Source organism: Cohnella ginsengisoli (genome assembly GCF_029525555.1).
Lineage (GTDB): Bacteria > Bacillota > Bacilli > Paenibacillales > Paenibacillaceae > Cohnella > Cohnella ginsengisoli.
In genome coordinates, this window is record NZ_JAPDHZ010000002.1 from 1664418 (window position 1) to 1687098 (window position 22681).

At 60.1% G+C, this 22681-nt stretch carries 21 protein-coding genes and 1 pseudogene; 5 read left to right on the forward strand and 17 right to left on the reverse strand.

The features are described 5' to 3' along the window. Positions 1-231: 231 nt before the first annotated feature. From OMP38_RS08015 to OMP38_RS08035, 6 genes are all read right to left on the reverse strand, one after another. Entirely contained in the window at positions 232-609 is a 378-nt protein-coding gene (locus OMP38_RS08015) for a helix-turn-helix transcriptional regulator (protein WP_277564607.1), read from the reverse strand. A gap of 132 nt (positions 610-741) precedes the next feature. Continuing rightward, on the reverse strand, positions 742-1923 hold the full coding sequence (locus tag OMP38_RS08020) for a response regulator (RefSeq protein WP_277564608.1): 1182 nt from the start codon (positions 1921-1923) through the stop codon (positions 742-744). Further along, on the reverse strand, positions 1898-2539 hold the full coding sequence (locus OMP38_RS34555) for a sensor histidine kinase (RefSeq protein ID WP_338130435.1): 642 nt from the start codon (positions 2537-2539) through the stop codon (positions 1898-1900). Before OMP38_RS34555 ends, OMP38_RS08020 begins: the two co-directional genes overlap by 26 nt. Continuing rightward, positions 2493-3722, reverse strand: a complete 1230-nt coding sequence (locus tag OMP38_RS08025; RefSeq protein WP_338130436.1) for a cache domain-containing protein — start codon at positions 3720-3722, stop codon at positions 2493-2495. The genes OMP38_RS34555 and OMP38_RS08025 overlap by 47 nt, the downstream gene beginning before the upstream one ends. 232 nt (positions 3723-3954) lie before the next feature. Further along, the gene (locus tag OMP38_RS08030) at positions 3955-5574 is read right to left on the reverse strand and encodes an ABC-F family ATP-binding cassette domain-containing protein (protein ID WP_277564609.1); all 1620 of its coding nucleotides are present in this window, start codon (positions 5572-5574) and stop codon (positions 3955-3957) included. Continuing rightward, positions 5571-6542 (reverse strand): MBL fold metallo-hydrolase, encoded by a 972-nt coding sequence (locus tag OMP38_RS08035; protein ID WP_277564610.1) that lies wholly within the window; start codon positions 6540-6542, stop codon positions 5571-5573. Before OMP38_RS08035 ends, OMP38_RS08030 begins: the two co-directional genes overlap by 4 nt. 167 nt (positions 6543-6709) lie before the next feature. Between OMP38_RS08035 and OMP38_RS08040 the strand changes: the two genes are divergently transcribed. The 3 genes from OMP38_RS08040 to OMP38_RS08050 all read left to right on the forward strand — a co-directional run bounded on the left by OMP38_RS08040 (position 6710) and on the right by OMP38_RS08050 (position 9015). Further along, positions 6710-7900, forward strand: a complete 1191-nt coding sequence (locus tag OMP38_RS08040) for a conserved virulence factor C family protein (protein WP_277564611.1) — start codon at positions 6710-6712, stop codon at positions 7898-7900. 357 nt (positions 7901-8257) lie between these two features. Beyond that, entirely contained in the window at positions 8258-8683 is a 426-nt protein-coding gene (locus OMP38_RS08045) for an SRPBCC family protein (RefSeq protein ID WP_277564612.1), read from the forward strand. Then, positions 8683-9015, forward strand: coding sequence for an ArsR/SmtB family transcription factor (locus OMP38_RS08050; RefSeq protein ID WP_277564613.1), 333 nt, complete (start codon positions 8683-8685; stop codon positions 9013-9015). Before OMP38_RS08045 ends, OMP38_RS08050 begins: the two co-directional genes overlap by 1 nt. A gap of 101 nt (positions 9016-9116) precedes the next feature. Here OMP38_RS08050 and OMP38_RS08055 read toward each other — a convergent pair whose 3' ends face one another. From OMP38_RS08055 to OMP38_RS08095, 9 genes and pseudogenes are all read right to left on the reverse strand, one after another. Then, the gene (locus OMP38_RS08055) at positions 9117-10145 is read right to left on the reverse strand and encodes a putative bifunctional diguanylate cyclase/phosphodiesterase (protein ID WP_338130486.1); all 1029 of its coding nucleotides are present in this window, start codon (positions 10143-10145) and stop codon (positions 9117-9119) included. Between the two features lie 61 nt (positions 10146-10206). Beyond that, positions 10207-10620 (reverse strand): annotated as a pseudogene (locus OMP38_RS08060) (diguanylate cyclase); the annotation flags it as partial. Between the two features lie 55 nt (positions 10621-10675). Beyond that, positions 10676-11434 carry a CHASE domain-containing protein gene (locus OMP38_RS08065; RefSeq protein ID WP_277564614.1) on the reverse strand — a complete coding sequence of 253 codons (759 nt, stop codon included), beginning with the start codon at positions 11432-11434 and terminating at the stop codon, positions 10676-10678. 127 nt (positions 11435-11561) lie between these two features. Continuing rightward, a complete protein-coding gene (gene mobA / locus OMP38_RS08070) occupies positions 11562-12215 on the reverse strand; it encodes a molybdenum cofactor guanylyltransferase (RefSeq protein ID WP_277564615.1) in 654 nt (217 codons plus the stop codon). 48 nt (positions 12216-12263) lie between these two features. Beyond that, the gene (gene pflA / locus OMP38_RS08075) at positions 12264-13016 is read right to left on the reverse strand and encodes a pyruvate formate-lyase-activating protein (RefSeq protein WP_277564616.1); all 753 of its coding nucleotides are present in this window, start codon (positions 13014-13016) and stop codon (positions 12264-12266) included. A 145-nt stretch (positions 13017-13161) separates the two neighbouring features. Then, positions 13162-15432, reverse strand: a complete 2271-nt coding sequence (gene pflB, locus OMP38_RS08080) for a formate C-acetyltransferase (RefSeq protein ID WP_277564617.1) — start codon at positions 15430-15432, stop codon at positions 13162-13164. 31 nt (positions 15433-15463) lie between these two features. Continuing rightward, positions 15464-18070, reverse strand: coding sequence for a bifunctional acetaldehyde-CoA/alcohol dehydrogenase (gene adhE, locus OMP38_RS08085; RefSeq protein WP_277564618.1), 2607 nt, complete (start codon positions 18068-18070; stop codon positions 15464-15466). A gap of 112 nt (positions 18071-18182) precedes the next feature. After that, positions 18183-18731, reverse strand: coding sequence for a DoxX family protein (locus OMP38_RS08090; RefSeq protein WP_277565206.1), 549 nt, complete (start codon positions 18729-18731; stop codon positions 18183-18185). Between the two features lie 163 nt (positions 18732-18894). Continuing rightward, entirely contained in the window at positions 18895-19311 is a 417-nt protein-coding gene (locus OMP38_RS08095; RefSeq protein ID WP_277564619.1) for a hemerythrin domain-containing protein, read from the reverse strand. Positions 19312-19765: 454 nt separating this feature from the next. Here OMP38_RS08095 and OMP38_RS08100 point away from each other — a divergent pair, with 454 nt between their 5' ends. Together OMP38_RS08100 and OMP38_RS08105 are read left to right on the forward strand one after the other, a co-directional pair. Then, positions 19766-20317, forward strand: a complete 552-nt coding sequence (locus tag OMP38_RS08100) for an IS1595 family transposase (RefSeq protein WP_277564620.1) — start codon at positions 19766-19768, stop codon at positions 20315-20317. Continuing rightward, the gene (locus OMP38_RS08105) at positions 20295-20711 is read left to right on the forward strand and encodes a hypothetical protein (RefSeq protein WP_277564621.1); all 417 of its coding nucleotides are present in this window, start codon (positions 20295-20297) and stop codon (positions 20709-20711) included. Before OMP38_RS08100 ends, OMP38_RS08105 begins: the two co-directional genes overlap by 23 nt. Before the next feature lie 125 nt (positions 20712-20836). Here the strand turns inward: OMP38_RS08105 and OMP38_RS08110 are convergent, their stop codons facing one another. Both OMP38_RS08110 and OMP38_RS08115 read right to left on the reverse strand, forming a co-directional pair. After that, the gene (locus tag OMP38_RS08110) at positions 20837-21910 is read right to left on the reverse strand and encodes a PAS domain-containing sensor histidine kinase (RefSeq protein WP_277565207.1); all 1074 of its coding nucleotides are present in this window, start codon (positions 21908-21910) and stop codon (positions 20837-20839) included. Positions 21911-21947: 37 nt separating this feature from the next. Next, a complete protein-coding gene (locus tag OMP38_RS08115; RefSeq protein ID WP_277564622.1) occupies positions 21948-22601 on the reverse strand; it encodes a response regulator in 654 nt (217 codons plus the stop codon). Positions 22602-22681 lie beyond the last annotated feature (80 nt).

Below are 22681 nucleotides of genomic sequence, written 5' to 3' on the forward strand. Positions count from 1 at the left end.
GCTGGGAATCTACGGAATCATCTCTTGGTGGGCTTACAACGGTCATTACGTTAGATCCCTCCTTGAAAAGGGTTATGCTCCTGCAGACGAGTGGGCGCAATCAGCCCTCATTCAACACCGGATCATCACGCCCGGCGCACCGCTCCATAACGCAGTATAAACAACTTTCCCCGGCTTGGTTGCCGGGGATTTTCATTTTCTTTTCTGACAAAAGGGAGTTTCCTGTTTCCCTTACTTCAAGCCCTTTCGGTAATCCGACGGCGTCACGCCATGCATTCGTTTAAACTTGGAGCTGAAATAACTGGCATTGGAGAAGCCCGTCAGCTCCGCGATGTCCCACAGACTCAGCTCCGTGCCCTCCAGCAGGCGGATCGCCTGCGCCATCCGGGCGTCGGTGACGTATTGGATAAACGTCTTGCCGACCTTGCTCTTGAACATCTCCGAGAAATAGGAGGGGTTGTAGTTGAAGCGCTCGGCCAGGTCGGTCAGATTGAGGTCCGTCATATAGTTTTCGTCGATCAAGCGCAGCACGGCGTCGATGAGCGCATGGTCGCTCTCCTCCGCCTCGTGCCGATGCTGCCGCGCCACCTTCTCGGCGATCCGCGTCAAAAAAGGCGCGGGCCTTGTCCGCCGAATCCAGCGCGAGCGCCATCTCGGGGCGAAGCCACAGCTGCTCCGCGTGATCCAGGGCGATGCGCGTATCGTTCGCCTGCGACTCCAGCTGCAAGTACAGCTGGAAGATCACCTTGACGAAGCCGGCTTGCGAAGCGGCGAACGCCTCGTCCAGCGGCTGCCGGATCGCCCGGGCGAACGCTTCGGGCTCCCCCGCGTTCGAGATAACGCTCGAACACCTTGAGCTCCTCGCCGGTAAGCGCGGTCCGGCCGGCGGACGCCCGGCGGTCCTCCCCGGCGAGTCCGCTCTCGGACAAATTCCAGGCGAGCAGCGACGAGAGATATCCTTCCTTCCACTGCCCGAAGCCGATCGCGGGCCCGCCGAAGCCGACGGCCAGCTCGAAGCCGAGCAGCGCGGCCGTCGGCTCCGCGAGCTTGACGGCGAAGTCCTGCAGCCAGGCCTCGCTCTCCGCGGTCGCGAAGTGCACGAGGCCAGGATAGCTCGCATCGCGAAACGCCTCGCAAGCCCCCCCCGCTCTCCAGCGCTCTCTCCCTGCAGATCAGCTCGAGCGGCAGGCGGAACTGGTCCGGGGAACGGTCGGATATCCGGCCGTTCGCTGCGTCGCACTCCCCTTCCGGCTTGCCCGAACGATTCGCTGTCGCGCTCTCGCCCGACGCCGTCGTATCGTCTTCGTCTGCCGGCATCGCTTGTCGACGAGCCGGGGCCCCCGATCTCTCGCGCAGGCCCACGGTCAAAAAGCGGACCTCCGCTTCCGCCCACGCGTCCAGCCCGAATCTGCGCGCCCGCTCCAAGGTCGCGGCCTCCCTGTCCAGCTCGCCTTTGATCAGGCGGACGACGAATTGCTCCTTCATTTCTTTGTAATATTGCGAGAGCTCCCAACGGGTCCGCTCCTCGCGCGCGGTCTCCTGCCGCTCGCCGTCGAGCTCGGCGGTTACCTTCGCGAGCACGTCAGCCAGCTCGTCCGCGGCGACCGGCTTGAGCAAATAATCGCTCGCCTGGTGCCGCAGCGCGGCTCTCGCATATTGAAAATCCTCGTAGCCCGTAATGACGACGAGCCGGACGTCGGGATGGCGCTCGCGGCACGCCTCCAAAAACGAGACGCCGTCCATGACCGGCATGTTCATGTCCGTAATGACGATGTCGTAGGCTTCCTCCTCCAGACGCCCCAGCGCCTCGACGCCGTTGGAAGCCTCTCCTGCCAGCTCGAGCCCGAGCTTGTCCGCATCGATTTTAAGCCTTAGACCTTGCCGGATCTCCGGTTCGTCATCCACGATCAATACTCGGTACATCGCTGGACGCCTCCTGTACGGGAATGATGAGTTCAATGCGCGTGCCAGTTCCGTCCGCGGCGCTGATTCGAACTTCGAATAGCGATCCGTAATACAAGCGGCAGCGCGCGAGCACGTTGCCCAGCCCGATCTGCCGTTCCCGGCTGCTCAGAATGTCGTCCAGCCTGGAAGATCCCGAGCCCTCCAGCAGCTGAAGGCGCAGCTGCTCCGGCATGCCCGGCCCGTTGTCGGATACGCGCAGATGCAGACGCCCGTCCGACCGGAAGATCCGGACTTCCACGATCGCCTCGGGATGCTGCTTGAAGCCGTACTTTACGGCGTTTTCGATGAGCGGCTGCAAAATGAATTTCACGACGGTCAGCGACGCTGCGTCTCCTTCTTCCACGATCGATAGACGCAGCTTATCCCCGAAACGCACCTGCAGGATCGACGCGTAATCCCGCACGTACTTCATTTCCTCCTTCAAGCCGACCAGGTCGTCGCTCAGGCGAAGCGAGAAGCGCAGCATTTTGCCGAGCGAAACGATCACCTTGACCGTGTCGTCCGTCCGTTTCTGCATGGCGAGGCTGCTAAGCAGCTCCAGCGTGTTGAACAGAAAATGCGGGTTGATCTGCATAAGCAGCGCTTTGTACTCGGCCTGCTGCCGCAGCAGCTTCAGCTCGAATTCGCTTTGGATATGCTGGCGGAGGCGTACGATCATGGTGCGGAAGGTCGCGGTAGCGAAGCCGACCTCGCTCCGGACGCGCCGCGCGGGCGGCAACCGGTTCTCGGCGCTGTCGAAGTCCCCCCCGCTGCACGTGGCGCATCGCGGACACGAGCCGGGATAGCGGCTTGGTGACGCCGTGCGACAGCCAGAAGGCGAGAAACAGAGAGACGACCAGCAGGAGCGCGAACAGGAACACGATGCTGTTGCGCAGCTTGAGCAGCTGCGCGTACAGGTCCCGTTCGGAGACGAAGCCGACCAGCATCCAGTCCGTCAACGCCAGCTTCTTATATACGAGAATTTGCGACTGTCCCTGCTCGTTTTTGAAATAAACGACGCCCTGCTTGCGCCAGCCCTTCTGCACGGCCTCGACCTGGCTTCGCGCCTCTCCCCGCGAGCCGTATTCGCTCTGGGAAAGCAGCGGGTTGCCGCCGCGATCGAGCAGGTAGATCGTGCCGCTCTCCCCAAGGTGAATCCGGTTCAGCGGTTCGAGGAAATAGTCGGCGCTTACATTTACTTTCAGCACGTTGCGCGCCTGCGACGGCTCGAAGACGCCGAGCGGCATCAGCATGCTCACGACAGGATGATCGCTGCCGCGGATCTGCAGTTCGACGTCGTCGGTATGCGCAGGCAGCCAGCGTTCGTTCGCGGTCTTGAAGCTGCGGTACCAGTCCTGGTCGAGAAACGTTTTGTCGCGCACGACCTGATTGCTCATGCTGACCCACAGGCCTTCCTGACGATAGATCGCGACAGAAGAGACGCTCGTGTAGCTGTTGTTCGTCTGCGACAGATACTTGCTCATCTGCAGGTGTGCCAGCATCTTCTCGCCTTCCGGCAGATTCGGGTCCGACGCGGCCTCGTCCCATTCGTCCGTCAGGTCGCTGTTGAAGATAAGCGAAGCGAGGTCGTAGATCTGCGTCTGCACCATATCGACATACGAGCCGTACTCGTCCATTTTCTCGAGCGCCGAAGATTCGATGTAGGAGCGGATGATCGAGCGGGATTCGTTGAAGATCAGCACGGACAGGGCGCCGAACGACAGGACGAACAGCAGGACGAAAAAAGCGATCAGCCGGTTTCTGAGCGAATAGAACATAGTCGTCCCCTTCATCGCGGTATGAGTTTAACCATCATACCACAAAAAAAAGAGAGCCCCCGGCATCCGGCCGGAAGGCTCTTAAGAAAGATATATTGAAAAGGGGGGTCACTCTTACATTGTACAGATCCACCGTAATTGAAACGAAAACGCACATTACAATTGTATTACAGAAATGTCGAAGTTTCAAAAGCGTACCCGAAGCCTATCGGTCAGGCGCTCCGTCGGCTTATCAAGCCGGCAGCATGCGCGCGCGCAGGGCCGTAATCTCCGGGTTTTCCAGGTACTCGTCGTACGTCGTCATCCGGTCGATCAAGCCGTTCGGCGTGATCTCGATGATCCGGTTGGCGATCGTCTGGATGAACTGATGGTCATGCGACGTGAAAATCATCGTCTCGTCGGTGTCGACGAGCGCGTTGTTCAGCGCCGTGATCGATTCGAGGTCCAAGTGGTTGGTCGGCTCGTCGAGCAGCAGCGTGTTGGCGCTGGTCAGCATCATTTTGGACAGCATGCAGCGGACCTTCTCGCCTCCCGACAGCACGGACGCCTTCTTCAGCGCTTCGTCGCCGGAGAACAGCATGCGGCCTAGGAAGCCGCGGATGAACGACTCGTCCTGGTCCTTGGAGTATTGGCGCAGCCAATCGACGAGCGAATCGTCGTTGCCTTCGAAGTAAGCCGAGTTGTCCTTGGGGAAATAAGCCGGCGTAATCGTGACGCCCCACTGCACCGACCCGGAATCCGGCTCCACCTCGCCCATCAATACCTGGAACAGCGCGGTCTTGGCCTGCCCGTACGGACCGACCAGCGCGATCTTGTCGCCCTTGTTCACGACGAAGGACACGCCGTCCAGCAGCTTCTCGCCGTCGACCGTCAGGCTGACGTTGTCGATCGTGACGATTTGCTTGCCCGCTTCGCGCTCCGGCTTGAACTGGATGAACGGATATTTGCGGCTCGACGGACGAATGTCGTCCAGCGAGATCTTGTCGAGCATCTTGCGGCGGCTGGTCGCTTGCTTGGCCTTGGACTTGTTCGCCGAGAATCGCTGGATGAACGCCTGCAGCTCCTTGATCTTGTCTTCCTTCTTCTTGTTCTGGTCGCGCATCAGCTGCGTGGCGAGCTGGCTCGACTCGTACCAGAAGTCGTAGTTGCCCACGTACATCTGGATCTTGGCGAAGTCGATGTCCGCGATATGCGTACAAACCTGGTTCAGGAAGTGCCGGTCGTGCGATACGACGATGACGGTGCCGGTGTAACGCGCCAGAAACTCTTCGAGCCAATTAATCGATTCGAGGTCCAAGTGGTTGGTAGGCTCGTCGAGCAGCAGAATGTTCGGCTGGCCGAACAATGCCTGCGCCAGCAGGACGCGGACCTTCTCGTTGCCGCCGAGCTCGGACATCTGCTTGTCGTGCAGGTCGGTCGTGATGCCGAGGCCGTTCAGCATCTCGGCTGCGTCGCTCTCGGCTTCCCAGCCGTTCATTTCCGCGAACTCGGCCTCGAGCTCGCCCGCGCGCATGCCGTCTTCGTCGGTAAAGTCGGCCTTCGCGTAGATGGCGTCCTTCTCCTTCATGACCTGGTACAGGCGCTCGTAACCCATGATGACGGTGTCGAGCACCTTGAATTCGTCGTACTCGAAGTGGTTCTGCTTGAGCACCGCGAGGCGCTCACCCGGCGTGATGAATACTTCGCCGCTCGAAGGCTCCACTTCGCCCGACAGAATCTTCAGGAACGTCGACTTGCCCGCTCCGTTCGCGCCGATCAGGCCATAGCAGTTGCCCGGCGTGAACTTGATGTTGACATCCTCAAAAAGCGGACGCTTGCCGAATCTGAGGCTGACGTTGTTAACTGTGATCAATCCAATCCATCCTTTGCTTCGTTATCGATGACATGGCTCTGCGAGAAGCGCATGGTCTCTCCGTGCTGGAGCAGGAAGATCTTCTCCTGCGGAATGCCAAGGCGCACGCGCTCCGCCTCGAGCCGCTCGAGCGCCTCCATCGGCGTGTCGTCCGACAGCTTGAAGGCGCCGTAATGCATAGGGACGAAAATATCGGCCTTCAGGTCCTGATAGGCCCTGAGCGCCTCTTCGGGACTCACGTGCTGCGCAGCCATGAACCACTCGGGATCATAGGCGCCGATCGGCATCAACGCCACGTCGATCTTGAAGCGGCGGCCGATCTCCTCGAATCCCCTGAAGTAGCCGCTGTCGCCGGCGAAGTAGATCGTCGGACCGTGATGCGTCTCCATGACCCAGCCGCCCCAGTGAGAGTTGTTCATGTCCCAGGGATTGCGCCGGGTCCAGTGCTGAGCCGGCACGAAGGTAAACTTCACGCCGTGCACGGTGCAATTCTCCCACCAGTGCATCTCGTGAACCTCGCCGAATCCCCTGATCGCCATCTTGCGCTTCAGGCCGGCCGGTACGTACAGCCGCTTGGGTCCCCGCAAGCGACGCAGCGAGCCGAAGTGCAGGTGGTCGTAGTGGGAATGGGAGACGAGCACGAGGTCGACGGACGGCATGTCGGACAGCTCGACGCCGGGCGGCGCCAGCCGCTTCTGGAGCGCCATGCGGCGCGCCCATACCGGGTCGGTGACGATATTAAGGCCGCCCATCTGCAGCAAAAACGTAGAATGCCCGATCCAGGTAACGGACGGCTCTTGACGGTTATGATGAAGGAAAGGCAGGTCGGGCTTCACGTTCGGGACGCATTCCAGATATCCCTTGTTCCTCATCTTCTGCAGGCGTTCCTGACGCCATCGCGCGAACTGGTCCTTCCCCGCGGCGCCCGCGCGAATGGAATCCAGGTTGCCGAAGCGGCTCTTAGGCATGGTACCCCTCCGTTGACGTACTAATCTTACTATAGCAGGAATCAGGTCAATGTACCAAGACCGATCTGTCACTTAAATACCCCTCCTTTGGCAATACGGAACGCGGTGCGGTATTGTATAGAGAGAGATTGGCGAGATCACCATATGCAAAGCGAGGTCGTGTGTACATGAAGCTGCTGTCGATTGAACCTACGCCCAGCCCGAATTCGATGAAGCTGAACGTGGACGAAAAGCTGCCTGCCGGCGAGCGCCATACCTATACGATGGACAAGAAAGACCAGCTGCCGCCCTTCGTGGCGAAGCTGCTCGACATTCCCGGCGTGAAGTCGGCGTTCAGGACGGCCGACTTCTTCGCGCTGGACCGCCGACCGAGCGCGGATTGGGCGGGCATCCTCGCGGCCGTGCGCGAGCTGTTCGGCGCCGCCGCGGACGGCGTCGGCGCCGGCGCGGGCGCCGACGCGCTGGCCTACAGCTTCGGCGAAGCCCGCGTGCTCGTGCAGATGTACCGCGGCATCCCGATGCAGATCCGCGTGCAGAGCGGCGGCCAGGAATCGCGGGCCGCGCTCGGCCAGCGGTTCACGGACGCCGTGAACGAGGCCGCGGGCGGCACGTTCATTCGCGAGCGGCGGCTCGCGGAGTTCGGCGTCCGCTACGGCGAGCCGAAGGAGATTCTGGAGGAGGTCGCGCGAGAGCTCGACGCGGCATACCCGGACGAGCGGCTGCGCGAGCTGATCGCGGCTGCGCAGGCGGCGGGCGCAGGCGATGGCGCAGCCGCGGCCGACGCGCCCGAAGGCGGCGCCGCGGCGGGCCGGGCGACGACGCCTGACGAGCTGCAGGCGGCGCTTCGCGCGCCGGACTGGCAGACGCGCTATGCGGCGCTGTCGCGGGCGAAGCCCGACGCGGAGCTGCTGCCGCTACTCGCGCAGGCCGCGCGCGACCCGCAGGTGTCGGTGCGCCGGCTCGCCGTGGTCTACCTCGGCGACCTGCGCATTCCCGAGGCGCTGCCGCCGCTGCTCGCCGCGCTCAAGGATACGTCGGCGGCCGTGCGCCGGACGGCCGGGGACACGCTCTCGGACATCGGCGATCCCGCCGCGGGTCCGGCCATGGCGGAGGCGCTGGGCGACGCCAACAAGCTCGTGCGCTGGCGCGCCGCGCGCTTCCTGTACGAGGCCGGCGACGAGTCCGCGGTGGAGGCGCTGGAGCGCCTGGCTGCAGCCGAGTCCGAGTTCGAGGTGAAGCTGCAGGCCGAGATCGCCATCGCCCGCATTCGCAGCGGCGAAGAAGCCGCCGGCTCGGTCTGGCAGCAAATGACGCGCATGCGCGAGCAACGGCAAGGCGAGGACGGAGCTCAAAAATAAAAGGCTGCCGCCTGCAGCAAGCGTTTTTCAACCAGGTGGATGCGATCCATCCGAACGAAGCTTCTTCAGCGCGTTTTAACAATATCCCTTTGGTTCAGGAGAGCAGGGCAGGGACGCATGTCGAATGCGGTAAGATCGCGCCGATCTTGCACCTGTGACGGCAGGGCTGCCAAGTAAAAATAAGCGAATGCGGACTTTATCGCATTCGCTTTCCTGTTCGAAGGGGATACTGTTAAAACGGAAAAACGCCGTCCTTTTCGATCAGGCACAACTCCCAGTTGACATGAAACCATTCGGTTTCGTATGATAGCCATGCGAAACCAAATGGTTTCCTTTATTTCAGAGGAGGTCTATGACATGAGCAATTCCCGCAAACTCCCCGATATCGTACGTACCTTGGAGCTGGACGCGCCCATCGAGAAAGTCTGGAAAATGGTATCCACGGCCGAAGGCATCTCCGCCTGGTTTATGCCGCCGAACGACTTCGAGCCGGTCGTCGGCCATGAATTTACGCTCAATGCAGGACCGTTCGGCATGTCGCCGTGCAAAGTGACCGTATTTGACCCGCCCGAGCGATTCGCTATGAACTGGGGCAAGGACTGGACGCTGTCGTTCGAGCTGAAGGAACTGCCGGACGCACGCACCGCGTTCACGCTCACGCACGCTGGTTGGGACGAGGACTCGCTGACCGAGTTCGGTCAACCGCATGGCATCGTTCGCGAACATATGGCAGGCGGCTGGGACGGCATCGTTGCCAAGCTGCAGCGGCTGGTCGAGGCCTGATGGGACAAGCGCTGCCGCAGCACGACGTCTACCAGGCGATCGCGGACCCGAGCCGGCGGCGCCTGCTGCGCCTTCTCACGCAGGGCGAGCAGCCGTTGTCGGCGCTCAGCGGGCAGTTCGACATGAGCCGGACCGCCGTCTCCAAGCATTTGCGCGTCCTGCGGGAAGCGGGGCTCGTCACCGAGCGGCGGGCCGGGCGCGAGACGCGTTACGCTTTCCGCCCCGAGCCGCTCGCGGAGCTCAAAGATTGGCTCGGTTACTTCGAGCAATTCTGGGACAACAAGCTGGCCATTCTGAAGCATCTGGTGGAGGAGCAAGACGAAAACGCCTAATCGCGCCTACGAATAATCCCCTCGCGCCATCGAATGCGCGAGGGGATTATTCGTAGGCAACGCGTCCGTTATAAGCCTAAATTCGCCGATCCACGCTTCCGCTATGACTTCCAATGCTCCAGCAGTACCTTCCGAATCAGCTCCGCCGGCTGCGGACGGTAGAACAGGAAGCCCTGGATATCGTCGCACTCGTGTTCGGCGAGGAAGCGGTATTGCGCCTCCGTCTCGACGCCCTCGGCCACGACGGACAGCTTCAGGCGGCGGGCGACGAGCATCATCGCATGGATGATCGCCTCGTCCCGTTCGTCTTTGCCGATGCCGCTGACGAAGGAACGGTCGATCTTGATCCGGCTGATCGGCAGCGACTTCAGATAGCCGAGCGAGGAATGCTGGGTGCCGAAGTCGTCGATCGACAGCGTGATGCCCATATCCCGCAGCAGCTCGAGCGTCGGGAGATTTTCGTTTTTCATGGCCATGTTCTCGGTGATCTCAAGCTCCAGGTACCGCGGCTCTAGCCCCGACGCTTCCAATGCGCTGCGGACGGACGCCGCCAAGTCGCCGGAAGCGAACTGTCGGGCGGACAGGTTGACCGCGATGCGCAGCTCGGGAAAACCCGCCTCCTGCCATTCTTTGTTCTGCGCGCAGGCGACGCGAAGCACCCACTCTCCGATCTCGACGATGAGTCCCGTCTCCTCGGCAAGCGGAATGAACTGCTGCGGCGATACCGGTCCCAACTTAGGGTGATTCCAGCGCAAAAGCGCCTCCATGCCGACCAACTGTGCGCTCCCCGCTTGGATCTGCGGCTGATAATACAGCTCCAGCTCGCCCCGAGACAGCGCCTTGCGCAGATAGTTCCGCAGCTCCATCAGCTCGCTAGCTTCTGCCTGGCCCTTGCCGTCGTAGCATTTATAGCGGTTTTTCCCCGCCTCCTTTGCTGCGTACATCGCTTTGTCGGCGTGCTTGACCAGCGTCGGTGCATCGGCCCCGTGATCGGGATACAGAGCGATGCCGATGCTCGCGGTCAAGTAATACTCGGCTCCCTTGAGATAGAAGGGCTGACGGAACAGCTCGATCACCTGCGCCGCGAGCCGCGTGCCGGCTTCCGGATCTTCGATATGCGGGAGAATGATCGTGAACTCGTCTCCCCCCTATCCTGTAAAACGCCACCCTCGGGTATCCTTCGTTCTGAATGCCCTGAAGACGCATCGCTGCATCCTTAAGCAGAATATCTCCGAAAGTATGGCCAAGCGTATCGTTCACCAGCTTAAACTGGTCGAGATCCAAGTACAGCAGCGCTAGCTTGCGTCCCATTCGCTCGGCGGCTGCCCGTTGTTCCTCGAGATGCTGGTTGAAGCACGTTCGATTATACGCGCCGGTCACGGCATCGTGATAAGCCAAGTAACGCAGCTCCTGCTCCTTGCTCTCGAGCGTCCGATTCTGTTCGCGGAGTTCCTCCTCGATCGCGATCAGCTCCTCGTTGGAGGCTTCGATCTTCTCGTTCGCCCGCTGAAGCTCGCTCGTTCGCTCGCGAACCTTTTCATTGAGTTTGGCTTTGCCGGTCAGCTGTACGTACAGCAAATATAGAATGAGCGCCACGCAAATCATGCTGATCACGCGGATCAGAAGCACCTTGTCCTTGATCTCGCGCAGCTGGCTCTCCTTAAGCTTGCCGGCGAGCGACCATTCGCCTTCGGGGGAGCTTGACCATTTCCCTCAAACCTTCTCCATCGAACAAATCCTCGTTGCCGAGCAGGAGACGGCCGTTGGCCCGCAGCGCGATATCGAGCTCACCGGTTTCCGTGGACTGGATGCCCTCCCTAATCAGCGCCGGCACGTCCAGCACGATCGAGGCAAAGCCCCAGAAACGGCCGTTCACGAAGATCGACTGCCGCGTCAACAATCCCAGACCGCCCTGCTTCAGCTCCAGCGGCCCCATGAGGGTGACCTCTTTCATTTTCATCGTGCGCGTCGCGTTATCCCGGACCGCTTGATCCGGGTGCTCGAACAGATTAAGCCCGAACAGCGCTTCGTTTCCCTTGGAAGGATACACGTAGCGCGCGATGCCGTCCGGATAGAGGGAAATATTGCGAACATCCGGAATACTGGGTACGAAATGGGACGCGAATTCGTTAAACCGCGCGACGTCGATCTCCTTGCCGTTCGTGAGCTCCGTGTCCGCGAACGCCTTGAGACTCTCCGACAGCAGCAGCCGGCGCTCGAGCGCGAGCTTCAGCGAATTGGCTTGGGCGGCAAGCGCCACGGCGGCGTCCTGGTCGGCCTTTTGCACGATCCGGTCTTGATAGAAAGACGTGCTCCAAGCGATCGGGACGGAGAGAATAATAAAAATGACGAGAAGCAGCGCCCAAACGCCCAGCGCTGCTTTTCTGGCGGATGTATGGATCGGTTCAATTGCATGCATGAATGACTTTCCCCCCGGAGTCGGACTGTACTTAGCTATTTCAACATAAAACGACATAATCCTGCATAAGGATCGAACGTCGGTTTGATTCGGCACGAAATAGCGGTTCCAGCGAAAAGGAAGCCAATTAGCCGGTAGAACGGGCAATGTGCAGCAAACTGCGGGCACGCTCGTAATCTGATTCGCATCGAATCTCGAAGGAAAAGCCAGACGCATTCTCTCCTGCATCACTTTCCGCCGGCACGCCAAGCCAGGGGACCCGGCCGAGCAGGCTCTCCATGCTCTCGCCGCCGGCGGTCAGCAGCGCGGCGACGGACTCGGAGCAGCGGCTGTCGTAAAGTCCGTGCAGCGGGACCGGCCGCTCGCCGACGATCGGAATGACGGCTTGAACGCCGTCCGACAAGCCCGTCATCAGCCGGCGCGCTTCCTCCGCCGAGACGAACGGCATGTCCGAACCGACGATCCATACCAGCGGATTGCGCGCGAGGCGAAGCGCCGAATGCATGCCGCCGAGCGGCCCGCGCCCCGGAAAAAAATCCGTTATGATGCGAACGGACGAATCCAATACGTCGAAAAAAGGCTTCGGCGTATCGGTCACGACGATGACTTCTTTGCACAGCTTGCGCATTTCGCGCACTTGCCTGACGATCACGGCCTCTTCTTGCAGCGGCAGAAGCGCTTTCAGCGTTCCGCCCAAAAGCGATTTAGGGCCTCCTGCGAGAATCGCGCCGGTTACGGATACGGTGGACATGTCATGGTCTCCTTTCTCGATGGAACGCACGAGGACGCACCTCCCCCGATTCTCGCCGGGAAGAAGCGTCCGTCCGCGTTACCTTGCGGCCTCTGAAGCCTTTGCAGCTTGCCTGCCTTGTTCGATCAGCCGATAAGCCCGCTTCACCTCGTCGGTCGACGGCTCCGTCACGCCATCCAGCCTGTAAGCTCTGCCCAGCTGCTCCCACTTGTACACGCCCATCCGGTGGTACGGCAGCACTTCCACCTTCTCGACGCCGCGCAGCTCGCCGATAAATTCGCCTAGCGCCAGCAGCTCCGACATCCCGTCGGTCCAGCCCGGCACGAGCACCCGGCGGACCCACATTTTGACGCCGGCGTCCGACAGATACCTCGCGAAGGCAAGGATGCGATCGTTGGGCTGCGAGGTGAGATGTTCGTGACCGGCGCGGTCGATCATTTTCAGATCGAGCAGCACGAGGTCCGTCGCGTCGAGCAGACGCTTGGCATGGTGCGGATCGCAGAAGCCCGACGAATCGAGCGCGGTATGCAAGCCCCACCGTTCCTTGCATTTCTCGAACAGCTCGGCGACGAACGGCGCCTGCAGCGTGGGTTCCCCGCCCGTGATGGTGATGCCTCCGCCCGACCTTTTATAGAAGGGAACGTACGGTTCGATCTCGGCCAATATGTCGTCGACCGTTCGCAGCTGTCCGGCTTTGGTGTCCCAGGAATCGGGATTGTGGCAATACGCGCATTGGAGCGCGCAGCCCTGCATGAAGAGCACGAAGCGAATGCCCGGACCGTCGACCGTCCCGAACGTCTCCAGAGAATGTACCCTTCCGGCATGATGCATCGTCAAGTCCCCCCTCTGAAGATTCGAATGAATGACCAACGGCCGGCGCGTCAGCCGCGCTCTCGACCATCCGCTATGCGCTTATCCGATTGCCCGCTTCCGCACCCGGCCTCCGCGTCCGCGGGCGGCCGGGCTTGGGCAGCTGTCAGATCGAGCCGTGGAACGTCCGGTTAATGACGTCGAGCTGCTGCTCGCGGGTCAGCTTGATGAAGTTGACCGCATAGCCCGAGACGCGAATCGTCAGCTGCGGGTATTGCTCCGGATGCTCCATCGCGTCGAGCAGCTGCTCCCGGTTGAACACGTTGATGTTGAGATGGTGGCCGCCTTTGTCGGCGTAGCCGTCGAGCAGCGACACGAGATTGCCGACGCGCGTGTCCTCTTCGCGGCCGAGCGCCTTCGGCACGATCGAGAACGTGTTCGAGATGCCGTCGAGGCAGTTGAAATACGGCAGCTTGGCGACCGAGCTGAGCGAGGCGAGCGCGCCCTTGCGGTCGCGGCCGTGCATCGGGTTCGCCCCCGGCGCGAACGGCTCGCCGGCCTTGCGGCCGTCGGGCGTGCTGCCGGTCTTCTTGCCGTAGACGACGTTCGACGTGATCGTCAGCACCGACAGCGTCGGCATCGAGCCGCGGTAAGTCTGGCGTTTGCGCAGCTTCGACATGAAGGTATCCGTCAGGTCGACCGCGATATCGTCGACGCGCGAATCGTTGTTGCCGAACTGCGGATATTCGCCTTCAATCTCGAAGTCGACCGCGAGCCCTTTTTCGTTGCGAATCGGCTTCACCTTGGCGTACTTGATCGCGGACAGCGAGTCGGCGACGACCGAGAGGCCGGCGATGCCGGTCGCCATCGTGCGCAGGATCTCCGTGTCGTGCAGCGCCATCTCGATGCGTTCGTAGCTGTACTTGTCATGCATGTAGTGGATGACGTTCAGCGTGTTGATATACAGCTTCGACAGCCACTCCAGCACCTCGTCGTACCGCGCTATGACCTGGTCGTAGTCGAGATACTCGCCCGTCAGCGGCGCGAGCTCGGGACCGACCTGCACGCCCAGCTTCTCGTCCTTGCCGCCGTTGATCGCGTACAGCAAAGCTTTGGCGAGGTTGGCTCGGGCGCCGAAGAACTGCATCTGCTTGCCGATTCGCATGGCCGATACGCAGCAGGCGATGCCGTAGTCGTCGCCGTAGATCGGACGCATGAGATCGTCGTTCTCGTACTGGATCGAGCTCGTGTCGACGGATACTTTGGCGCAGTAGTCCTTGAAGCCTTCGGGCAGACCGGTCGACCAAAGCACCGTCAGGTTCGGCTCTGGCGCCGGACCGAGATTGTACAGCGTGTGCAGAAAGCGGAAGGAGTTTTTCGTGACGCGCGTCGTCCCATCCTTGGCCATGCCGCCGATCGACTCGGTCACCCAGGTCGGGTCGCCGCTGAACAGCTCGTTGTAATCCGGCGTCCGCAGGAACTTGACCAGCCGAAGCTTCATGACCAGGTGGTCGATGAGTTCCTGGGCTTGCTCCTCGGTCAAGGTGCCTTCCTGGATGTCCCGCTCGATATATACGTCGAGAAAGCTCGATACGCGGCCAAGGCTCATCGCGGCGCCGTTCTGCTCCTTGATCGCGGCCAGGTAGGCGAAGTACAGCCACTGTACCGCTTCCGTCGCGTTCGTCGCGGGTCCTGAAATATCGTAGCCGTACGAGGCCGCCATCGCTTTGAGCTCGCCCAGCGCCCGGATTTGCTCGGACACTTCCTCGCGAAGACGGATGAGGTCTTCGCCCATGACGTCCTTTTCCAGCGCGGTCAGGTCGGCCTGCTTGGCCGCGATCAGCTTGTCGACGCCGTACAGCGCCGCCCTGCGGTAGTCCCCGATGATCCGGCCGCGGCCGTATGCGTCAGGCAGGCCGGTGATGATGGCCGCTTTGCGGGCAAGGCGCATCTCCGCGGTGTAGGCGTCGAACACGCCTTGGTTGTGCGTCTTGCGAACGTCGGTGAAGGTGCGAACCATCTCGTCCGGCAGCTTATAGCCGTAAGCCTCGCAGGCATCCTGCGCCATCCGGATGCCGCCGAACGGCTGGATCGAGCGCTTCAGCGGCGCGTCGGTCTGCAGGCCGACGATCTTTTCCAGCGCTTTGTCGATGTAACCCGGACGGTGCGAGACGATCGTGGACACCGTCTCGGTGTCCACGTCGAGCACGCCGCCGTTTTCCCGCTCCCGCTTCATCAACGCCAGCACTTGCGTCCACAACTGCCGGGTCGCCTCCGTCGGATCGGCCAGGAACGCGGCCGATCCTTCATAAGGCGTCAGGTTGCGCGCCAAGAAATCGTTCACGCCTACGGCCGTTTGCCAAGCGCCAGCTTGAAAGCCTCTCCAGCCGTCCAAGCGGCCGGCGGATTCGCCGATCGTCTTGTTTAGAATGCTCATGCCCATTGCCCTCCCATGATCGTTCTTTCGCTCAAAACTTGCCGTAAAAAGCGTTCCGGTACACGTCGGCCAGCTCAGTGACGAGCGGCATGCGCGGATTCGCGGTCGTGCATTGGTCTTCGAAAGCGCGGTCGGCAAGCTGGTCGACCCGCGATTCGAAGTCGGCGGCGTCGAAGCCCAGCGCCTGGAACGACTCCGGAATCTGCAGGGACAGATTGAGTTGACGGATCGCGTTAATCAGGCTGGTGACGCCCTCTTCCGTCGTGCGAGCCTGGAGTCCGAGCAGCCGTGCGATGTCGGCATAACGCTTGTCGGCGACGAAGTGGCTGTACTTCGGGAACGAAGCGAATTTCGTCGGTTGTTGCGCGTTGTACCGGATGACATGCGGCAGCAGGATCGCGTTGGTCCGGCCGTGCGCCGTATGATACTGTCCGCCCCACTTGTGCGCCAGACTGTGGTTGATGCCGAGGAACGCGTTGGCGAACGCCATCCCCGCGATGGTCGAGGCATTGTGCATTTTTTCGCGCGCGACCGGGTCCGCCTTGTGGTACGACGCTTCGAGATTGTCGAACACGAGCTGGATCGCCTTGAGCGCGAGGCCGTCCGTAAAGTCGTTGGCCATCACCGAGACATAGGCTTCGATCGCATGCGTCAGCACGTCCATGCCGGTGTCGGCGACCGCCGTTTTCGGCAGACTGTACACATAGTCCGGATCGACGATGGCGACGTCGGGCGTAAGCTCGTAATCGGCGAGCGGATACTTCGTGTTGCCCTTGTTCTTGTCGGTGATGACCGCGAACGACGTCACCTCCGAGCCGGTACCCGACGTCGTCGGGATCGCGACGAACTTGGCATTCTTGCCGAGGCGCGGATATTTGTAGATCCGCTTGCGAATATCCATGAACTTCTGCTTGAGCGAGTCGAAGCTGGTGTCCGGATATTCGTAGAAAAGCCACATCGCCTTCGCCGCGTCCATCGGCGAGCCGCCGCCGAGGGCGATGATGCAGTCCGGCTTGAACTGCGCCATCATGCGCGTGCCACGCTCGACCGTGTCGACCGAAGGGTCGGGCTCGACGTCGCTGAAGATCTCGACCGCTACCGGATCCTTGCGCTTGCGAAGATAGTAGGCCACCTTCTCTACGTAACCGAGCTTCACCATCGCTTCGTCGGTGACGATCATAACGCGGCTGATGTCCGGCATCTTCTCGAGATACTGCGTGGCGCCCTTTTCGAAGTAAATCTTCGGCGGCACCTTGAACCACTGCATGTTGACCGTGCGGTATGCCACGCGCTTCACGTTGATGAGGTTGACGGCGGTGACGTTCGAGGTCGTCGAGTTGTGGCCGTACGAGCCGCAACCGAGCGTGAGCGAAGGCAGGTTCGTGTTGTAAATGTCGCCGATCGCCCCGTGCGTCGAAGGCGCGTTGACGATGATGCGTCCGGTCTGCAGTCGGGCCGAGAACGCCGCGATGACCGCCTGGTCGTTCGAGTGGATAACCGACGAGTGGCCCATGCCGCCGAAGGCGATGACCTGGGCGGCGCGCTCGATGCCCTGCTCAGCCGTTTTTACCTTGTAGCACGCAAGCACGGGGCTTAGTTTCTCGGCGGACAGCGGGAACTTTTCGCCCACGCCGGCCAGCTCGGCCACGAGCACCTTCGTCGCCGCAGGCACTTGAATACCGGCCATCTCCGCGATCTTCGCGGCCGGCTGTCCGACGATGACTGCGTTGACCGCGCACTTCTCGGGATTGATGACGAGCCGCGATACGGCCTCGATTTCCTCTTTATTGAGGAAATAGCAGCCTTGGCGCGCCATGAGCGCCTTCGCCTGGTCGTAGATCGGTTCGTCGAGGATGACCGCTTGCTCGGATGCGCAAATCATGCCGTTGTCGAACGTCTTGGACAGGATCAGGTCCGTGACCGCCTGCTCGAGATCCGCGGTTCGTTCGATGAAGCACGGTACGTTGCCGGGACCGACGCCTAGCGCCGGCTTGCCGGTGCTGTAGGCCGCCTTCACCATCGCGGAACCGCCGGTGGCCAGCACGAGCGCGATGTCCTTGTGATTCATCAACAGCCCCGTCGCTTCGACGGAAGGGTGCTCGATCCACTGAATGCAATGCTCGGGCGCGCCGGCTGCCAGGGCCGCCTCAAGCAGCGTCTTCGCCGCAGCCGAGCTCGACTGCTGCGCCGAAGGATGAAAAGCGAAGACGATCGGATTGCGCGTCTTGGCTGCGATCAGCGACTTGAACATCGTCGTCGAAGTCGGGTTGGTTACCGGCGTGATGCCGGCGATAACGCCGACCGGCTCGGCGACCATGCGGTAGTTTTCATAGACGTTCTCTTCGATGACGCCGACTGTCTTTTCCGCCTTGATGCTGTGATAAATGTATTCCGTCGCGAAAATATTTTTCGTGATTTTGTCTTCGTAAACGCCCCGTCCGGTCTCCTCCACTGCCAGCTTGGCGAGCGGCATATGCTTGTCTAGACCGGCAAGCGCCATCGCCTGCACGATCCGGTCGACTTGCTCCTGGTCCAGCCGCATGTAGGCCTCGAGCGCCTTCTTCGCACGCTCCGCAAGCAGATTGACCTCGTCCTGTGCGGAAATGAATTCGACTTGCGCTTTTTCCTTCGTTGCCATCCGTGTGGCCTCCCGTCAAATGTCGCTTATATTCGCCTGGCCGGAGCGGCCGGACGATATGGACGGCGGCCGGAGTTCCGGCCGCCGCGTCAATCAGTTCGGTGCGATGGACTCAATGCGCGATAGGCTTACCATGCGTGCCGCCGTCATGCTTCTTGTCCGTGATGGCGTGCTTGATCTTGCCAAAGCCCTTGCGGATCAGCGGCAGCAGGTAGTAATCAAGCCCGAAGCGTCCGGCATTGGCGCCCGCCGTGAAGACGATGAAGCCGAGGACGAGCAGCCAAGGGTTCGTGCTTACAGTGCCGGCGAAGAGGAACAGCGTGTTCAGCATCATTCCGAAGAAGGCGGCCGTTACCGTGAGTCCACCGACGATCAGCCCTACGCCGATCAGGAACTCGCCGAGCGGGATCAGCACGTCGATCAGCTTGATGTTCGGCAGCGCGAAGTGCTGGATGAAGTACGTGTAGTTAGGAAAGATCACTTCGTTCGTCGCGTGGTCGGCTACCGGCTTGGCGACCGCCCCTTGCAGGAATCCTTTTGCCGTAAATCCGCCGGTCAGCTTATGCCATCCTGCGTCGATCCACTGCCAGCCGACATAGATACGGAGAAGCGTTACTGCGACGGCTGCCCATACGTTTTCTTTGAACCACTTGGTGACCATAATGGCCATCTCCCTTTTCGCCTTTAAGGCGTTTAATAGTGACTGTCGTTTGTCTTGCTTGCCTTACAACCTCAGTATGAAGGCTGCGATCCATTTCGAATGTGACGGATCTCACGATTCGTTATTATTTATTGTGATTTTTTTCACTTACATTTGCATGCCTTTAATAACTGTAAACGTTCGAGTGATCCTCCAAAGTTTCGATGATCTCTTCCTCCTCGTTCAGCCGGTTTTTCAAGAAGGCGTAAGCTTGGAGAAGATAGGACGACAGCGCCTTCGCTTCCTCCGGCGAGATCGGCAGCACCGACTGCTCCAGCGTGTTCAGGAAGGAGCCGATGAACCTTTCCGCGAGACCGTAATCCTGTTCCATGAGCGTAAACAGATCGGGCTCGGTCTCCAGGTACCATACCGCGTAGGGGAAGAGCTCCGTTTTCTCCCAAGCGATATGCGCGCTCCATTCGGTCATGAAGTGCTTTACGCGTTCGTTCAGCATTCGCACATGGGCGTTCAGGTGAAGAATGTCCTCGTCCTTGCGTACCGTGCAAACCTGCGCGTACAGGTCCGCGAGTTCCTCCTCCAACGCGTCGTGTTCCTGCCGGGCTCTAACGACCGCATCGCTTAGCAGCGTGTATCGCTCGTCGTCGCCGCCGTAAGGTTGCAGCGCGTTGTTCGTGTTTTTTTGTAGTGCTCATCGGTAGTTCCTCCTTCAGGTTTATCGGGGCGTTGCTTCTTTTGATGAGTTAAATATAACGCCATTCGCATCTTTGGAACGTGAAAAAAATCACAATATTAGAGCGTCCACGAAATAGACACAACCTCACTTCTCCCGTTTTAACGATATCCCCTTTAGTAAGGAGAACCAATAATCAGGCGAAGCGCCGTTTTAACGATATCCCCTTCGAACAGGTTCATGTATTTCATGCCCCTAAGCGAAGAACGGTCCAACGGCGGATTTTTGAGCAAAAAGAGCGTGCAATAAAACCAATTATCTGGTAACATAAGAACATAAGTTCTTGTTTAAAAGGAGAATTCGCATGTCCAGCGGTTTTTCGATTCGGGATTCCATACCTTCCTATGCCGAAGACGACTGCGCTGAAGCGCTTTTTGCGGCCAAGTGGCCCGACGGCTTCCGTTGCCCCCGCTGTTCGCATGCTCATTATTATGATATAGCCTCTCGCCGACGCCGGCTTTTCGAATGCCGCTCCTGCTCCCATCAGACATCGCTTACGGCTGGCACCGCGCTCGAGGGCACGCGCACGCCGCTGGCCAAATGGTTTAAGGCGATGTACCTGATGCAATTCGGCATTAGCGCCGTGTTGCTCGCCGAGTTGATCTGCGTGACCTATAAGACCGCCTGGCTGATCAACCACAAATTGCGTCATGTCATCGGTGAACAAGATCGCGCCCGGCCTCTTGAAGGCAGCCTGCAACTGTTGGGTGAATATTACGGCTATGAATACCACCGTTACTTCAGCGATAAGCTCGTGCATGGTGCGTTAAAACCGCAACCGATCGTGATCGGCGCCTCGCTCGATGCGGCGGGGGGAGGTCGTTCATCTCAAAATGAAGGCCGTCGACGGTCTTGAAGGGAATGCCGTTCCTGGCAGAGGGAGTTCGGAGGGTGAGGAAGCGGTGGAGTGTTTTTTACATAACCATACTGCAAATCGCGGGGAATCCGGCAACATCGAGCTGCTGCAGCGCAGCCATCGTGGCCGCAAAGCGCCGCACCACGCATGGCTCGGGGTTGTACGCTGGTTGGCCTGGACGTTCGGCGGAATCGGCCCTAAGCACCTGCAGTCGTATTTGAACGAATTCTGTTTCCGCTACGTTTCAGGGAGCAGAACGCTTGAAGCGTTAATTGCATGCAGCGGCACAACAAGGACGATCACCTACCGAAGCTTGGTAAGCGCGCGTTCTGGCATTCGCCCGATCCGCTGGGCGTTCAGACACCCGGAACGGAGCAGGCGGCATGCCGGTTAAGTTTGCACCTTGAGCCGTCTTGCTGGAAATCAACGCTGCTAGGGCGCACATCTTTTCCTGACTCAAGGGGATATTGTTAAAACGCCGAAAAAAAACTATACGCTCAGGGTATGGATGTTTATAAATCAACCCGTCGGTACCGTCAGCGTGACGGTCGTACCGTGGCCGGGTTCAGAATGCAGCTTTAACTCGCCTGATACGGCACGCGCGCGTTCTTCCATGCTGAATAGGCCGACGCCGGAGCCTGCCGACGCACGGATGAAGCCGATGCCTTTATCCATAATAACGACCCGGATTAGACCGTCGATCTCCCGCAGCGAGACGAAAGCCTCGGAAACGCCCGCATATTTGCCGATATTGGTCAGCGCTTCCTGAACAACGCGGTAGATGGTCGTCTCCGCGAGAAGCGCCGGACGGCGCTTAAGCTCGCATTCGAAGCGCACCTGGATCCCGTAATGGCCTTCGAAGTGCTCGATGTAGGTCCGCAGCGCCGGCACGACGCCGAGATCGTCCAGCACGGACGGCCGCATCTCCCAGGCAAGTCCCCGTACCTCCGACATCAACTGCGACACTTGCTGTCCCAACATCGCGAGACCCTCGTCCTCCCGCTCGGCCAGCAGCCGATCGATCGTGATTTTGAAGAAGAACAGGCTCTGTCCGATTCCGTCGTGCAAATCGCGGGAAAACCGCCGTCGCTCTTCCTCCTGAATCTGCATCATTTGTGCCAGCATCGACTGCAGCTCGGCTTCCGCCTCTTTGAGGCGAGTGACTTCGTGACGAATTGCCAAATATTGGTATGGATGGCCTTCGCCGTCCGCGAACGGCACGATGGTCGTATCTACCCAATACTCGCGCCCTGTCTTTCCCCGGTTTTTAATCTCCCCGCGCCACACCCTGCCGGACGAGATCGTCGTCCAAAGCTCTTTCATGAACGATTTGCCATGGAAGCCCGAGTTGACGAGACGATGATCTTGCCCGATGAGTTCGGAGCGATCGTAACCGGATATTTCGCAGAACTTGTCATTCACGTAACGGATCTTCCCCCGGCGGTCGGTGATGGCAACGATCGCGGACTCGTCGAGCGCGAATTTGACGTCCGCAAGCTGCTTGAGCGAGCGGCGAAGCTCTTCCCGGTATTCATCGTCCGCCACGCCCTTGTCCAGTCCCGACAGCAAGCTTTCCACCTGTGCCGCCAGCATCTCCGCATGATATTCGGGAAATCCGGAATGTTCCTGTTCAGTCAAAGGTCAGCAGCCCCTTTTTCATCGCGAATTTGACAAGGTCGGGGCGAGTCCGCAGCTCGAGCTTCTCCATCAGGTTGCTCTTGTGGGATTCGACGGTCTTGACGCTGATAACAAGCTGCTCGGCGATTTCCTTGTTGGAGTATCCCTGCGCGACCTTGGCGAGGATCTCCTTCTCCCGGTCCGACAGGGACTCGTAAGTACCCGCATGATCGCCGTTTTTCAGCTTGTCCAGATAGTCGCTCATCAGCCGCTTGGTCGCGGTCGGATACAGATAAGCCTGTCCCTGCGCCACATGGCGTATCGCGGACAACAGCTCCTCGTGCGGTGCGCTCTTCAGGATATAGCCTGACGCGCCCGATTGAATCGCCCTGAACAGATAACCCTCGTCATCGTGCATCGTCAAGATGAGGACGGCGATATCCGGAAACGACTTTTTAAGCTCGGCAGAAGCCGTAAGCCCGTCTTTGCCGTGCGGCATGCTAAGGTCCATAAGCACGACATCCGGGCGAAGCGCGCCGGCTTGCGCGATCGCCTCGTCTCCGTCCGCGGCCTCCCCGACGACCTCCATCTCCTGTCTGCCGTTCAGGAGCATCATGAGACCGGAACGAACGATAGCGTGGTCGTCGACGACCAGTATGCGAATCATCTCTGTTCCTCCTAGCTGTGCAGGGCACCGCTTTTCACCCATTTTACCATAGCTTGGGAAGACTTGGCGTGTCGCGGCCC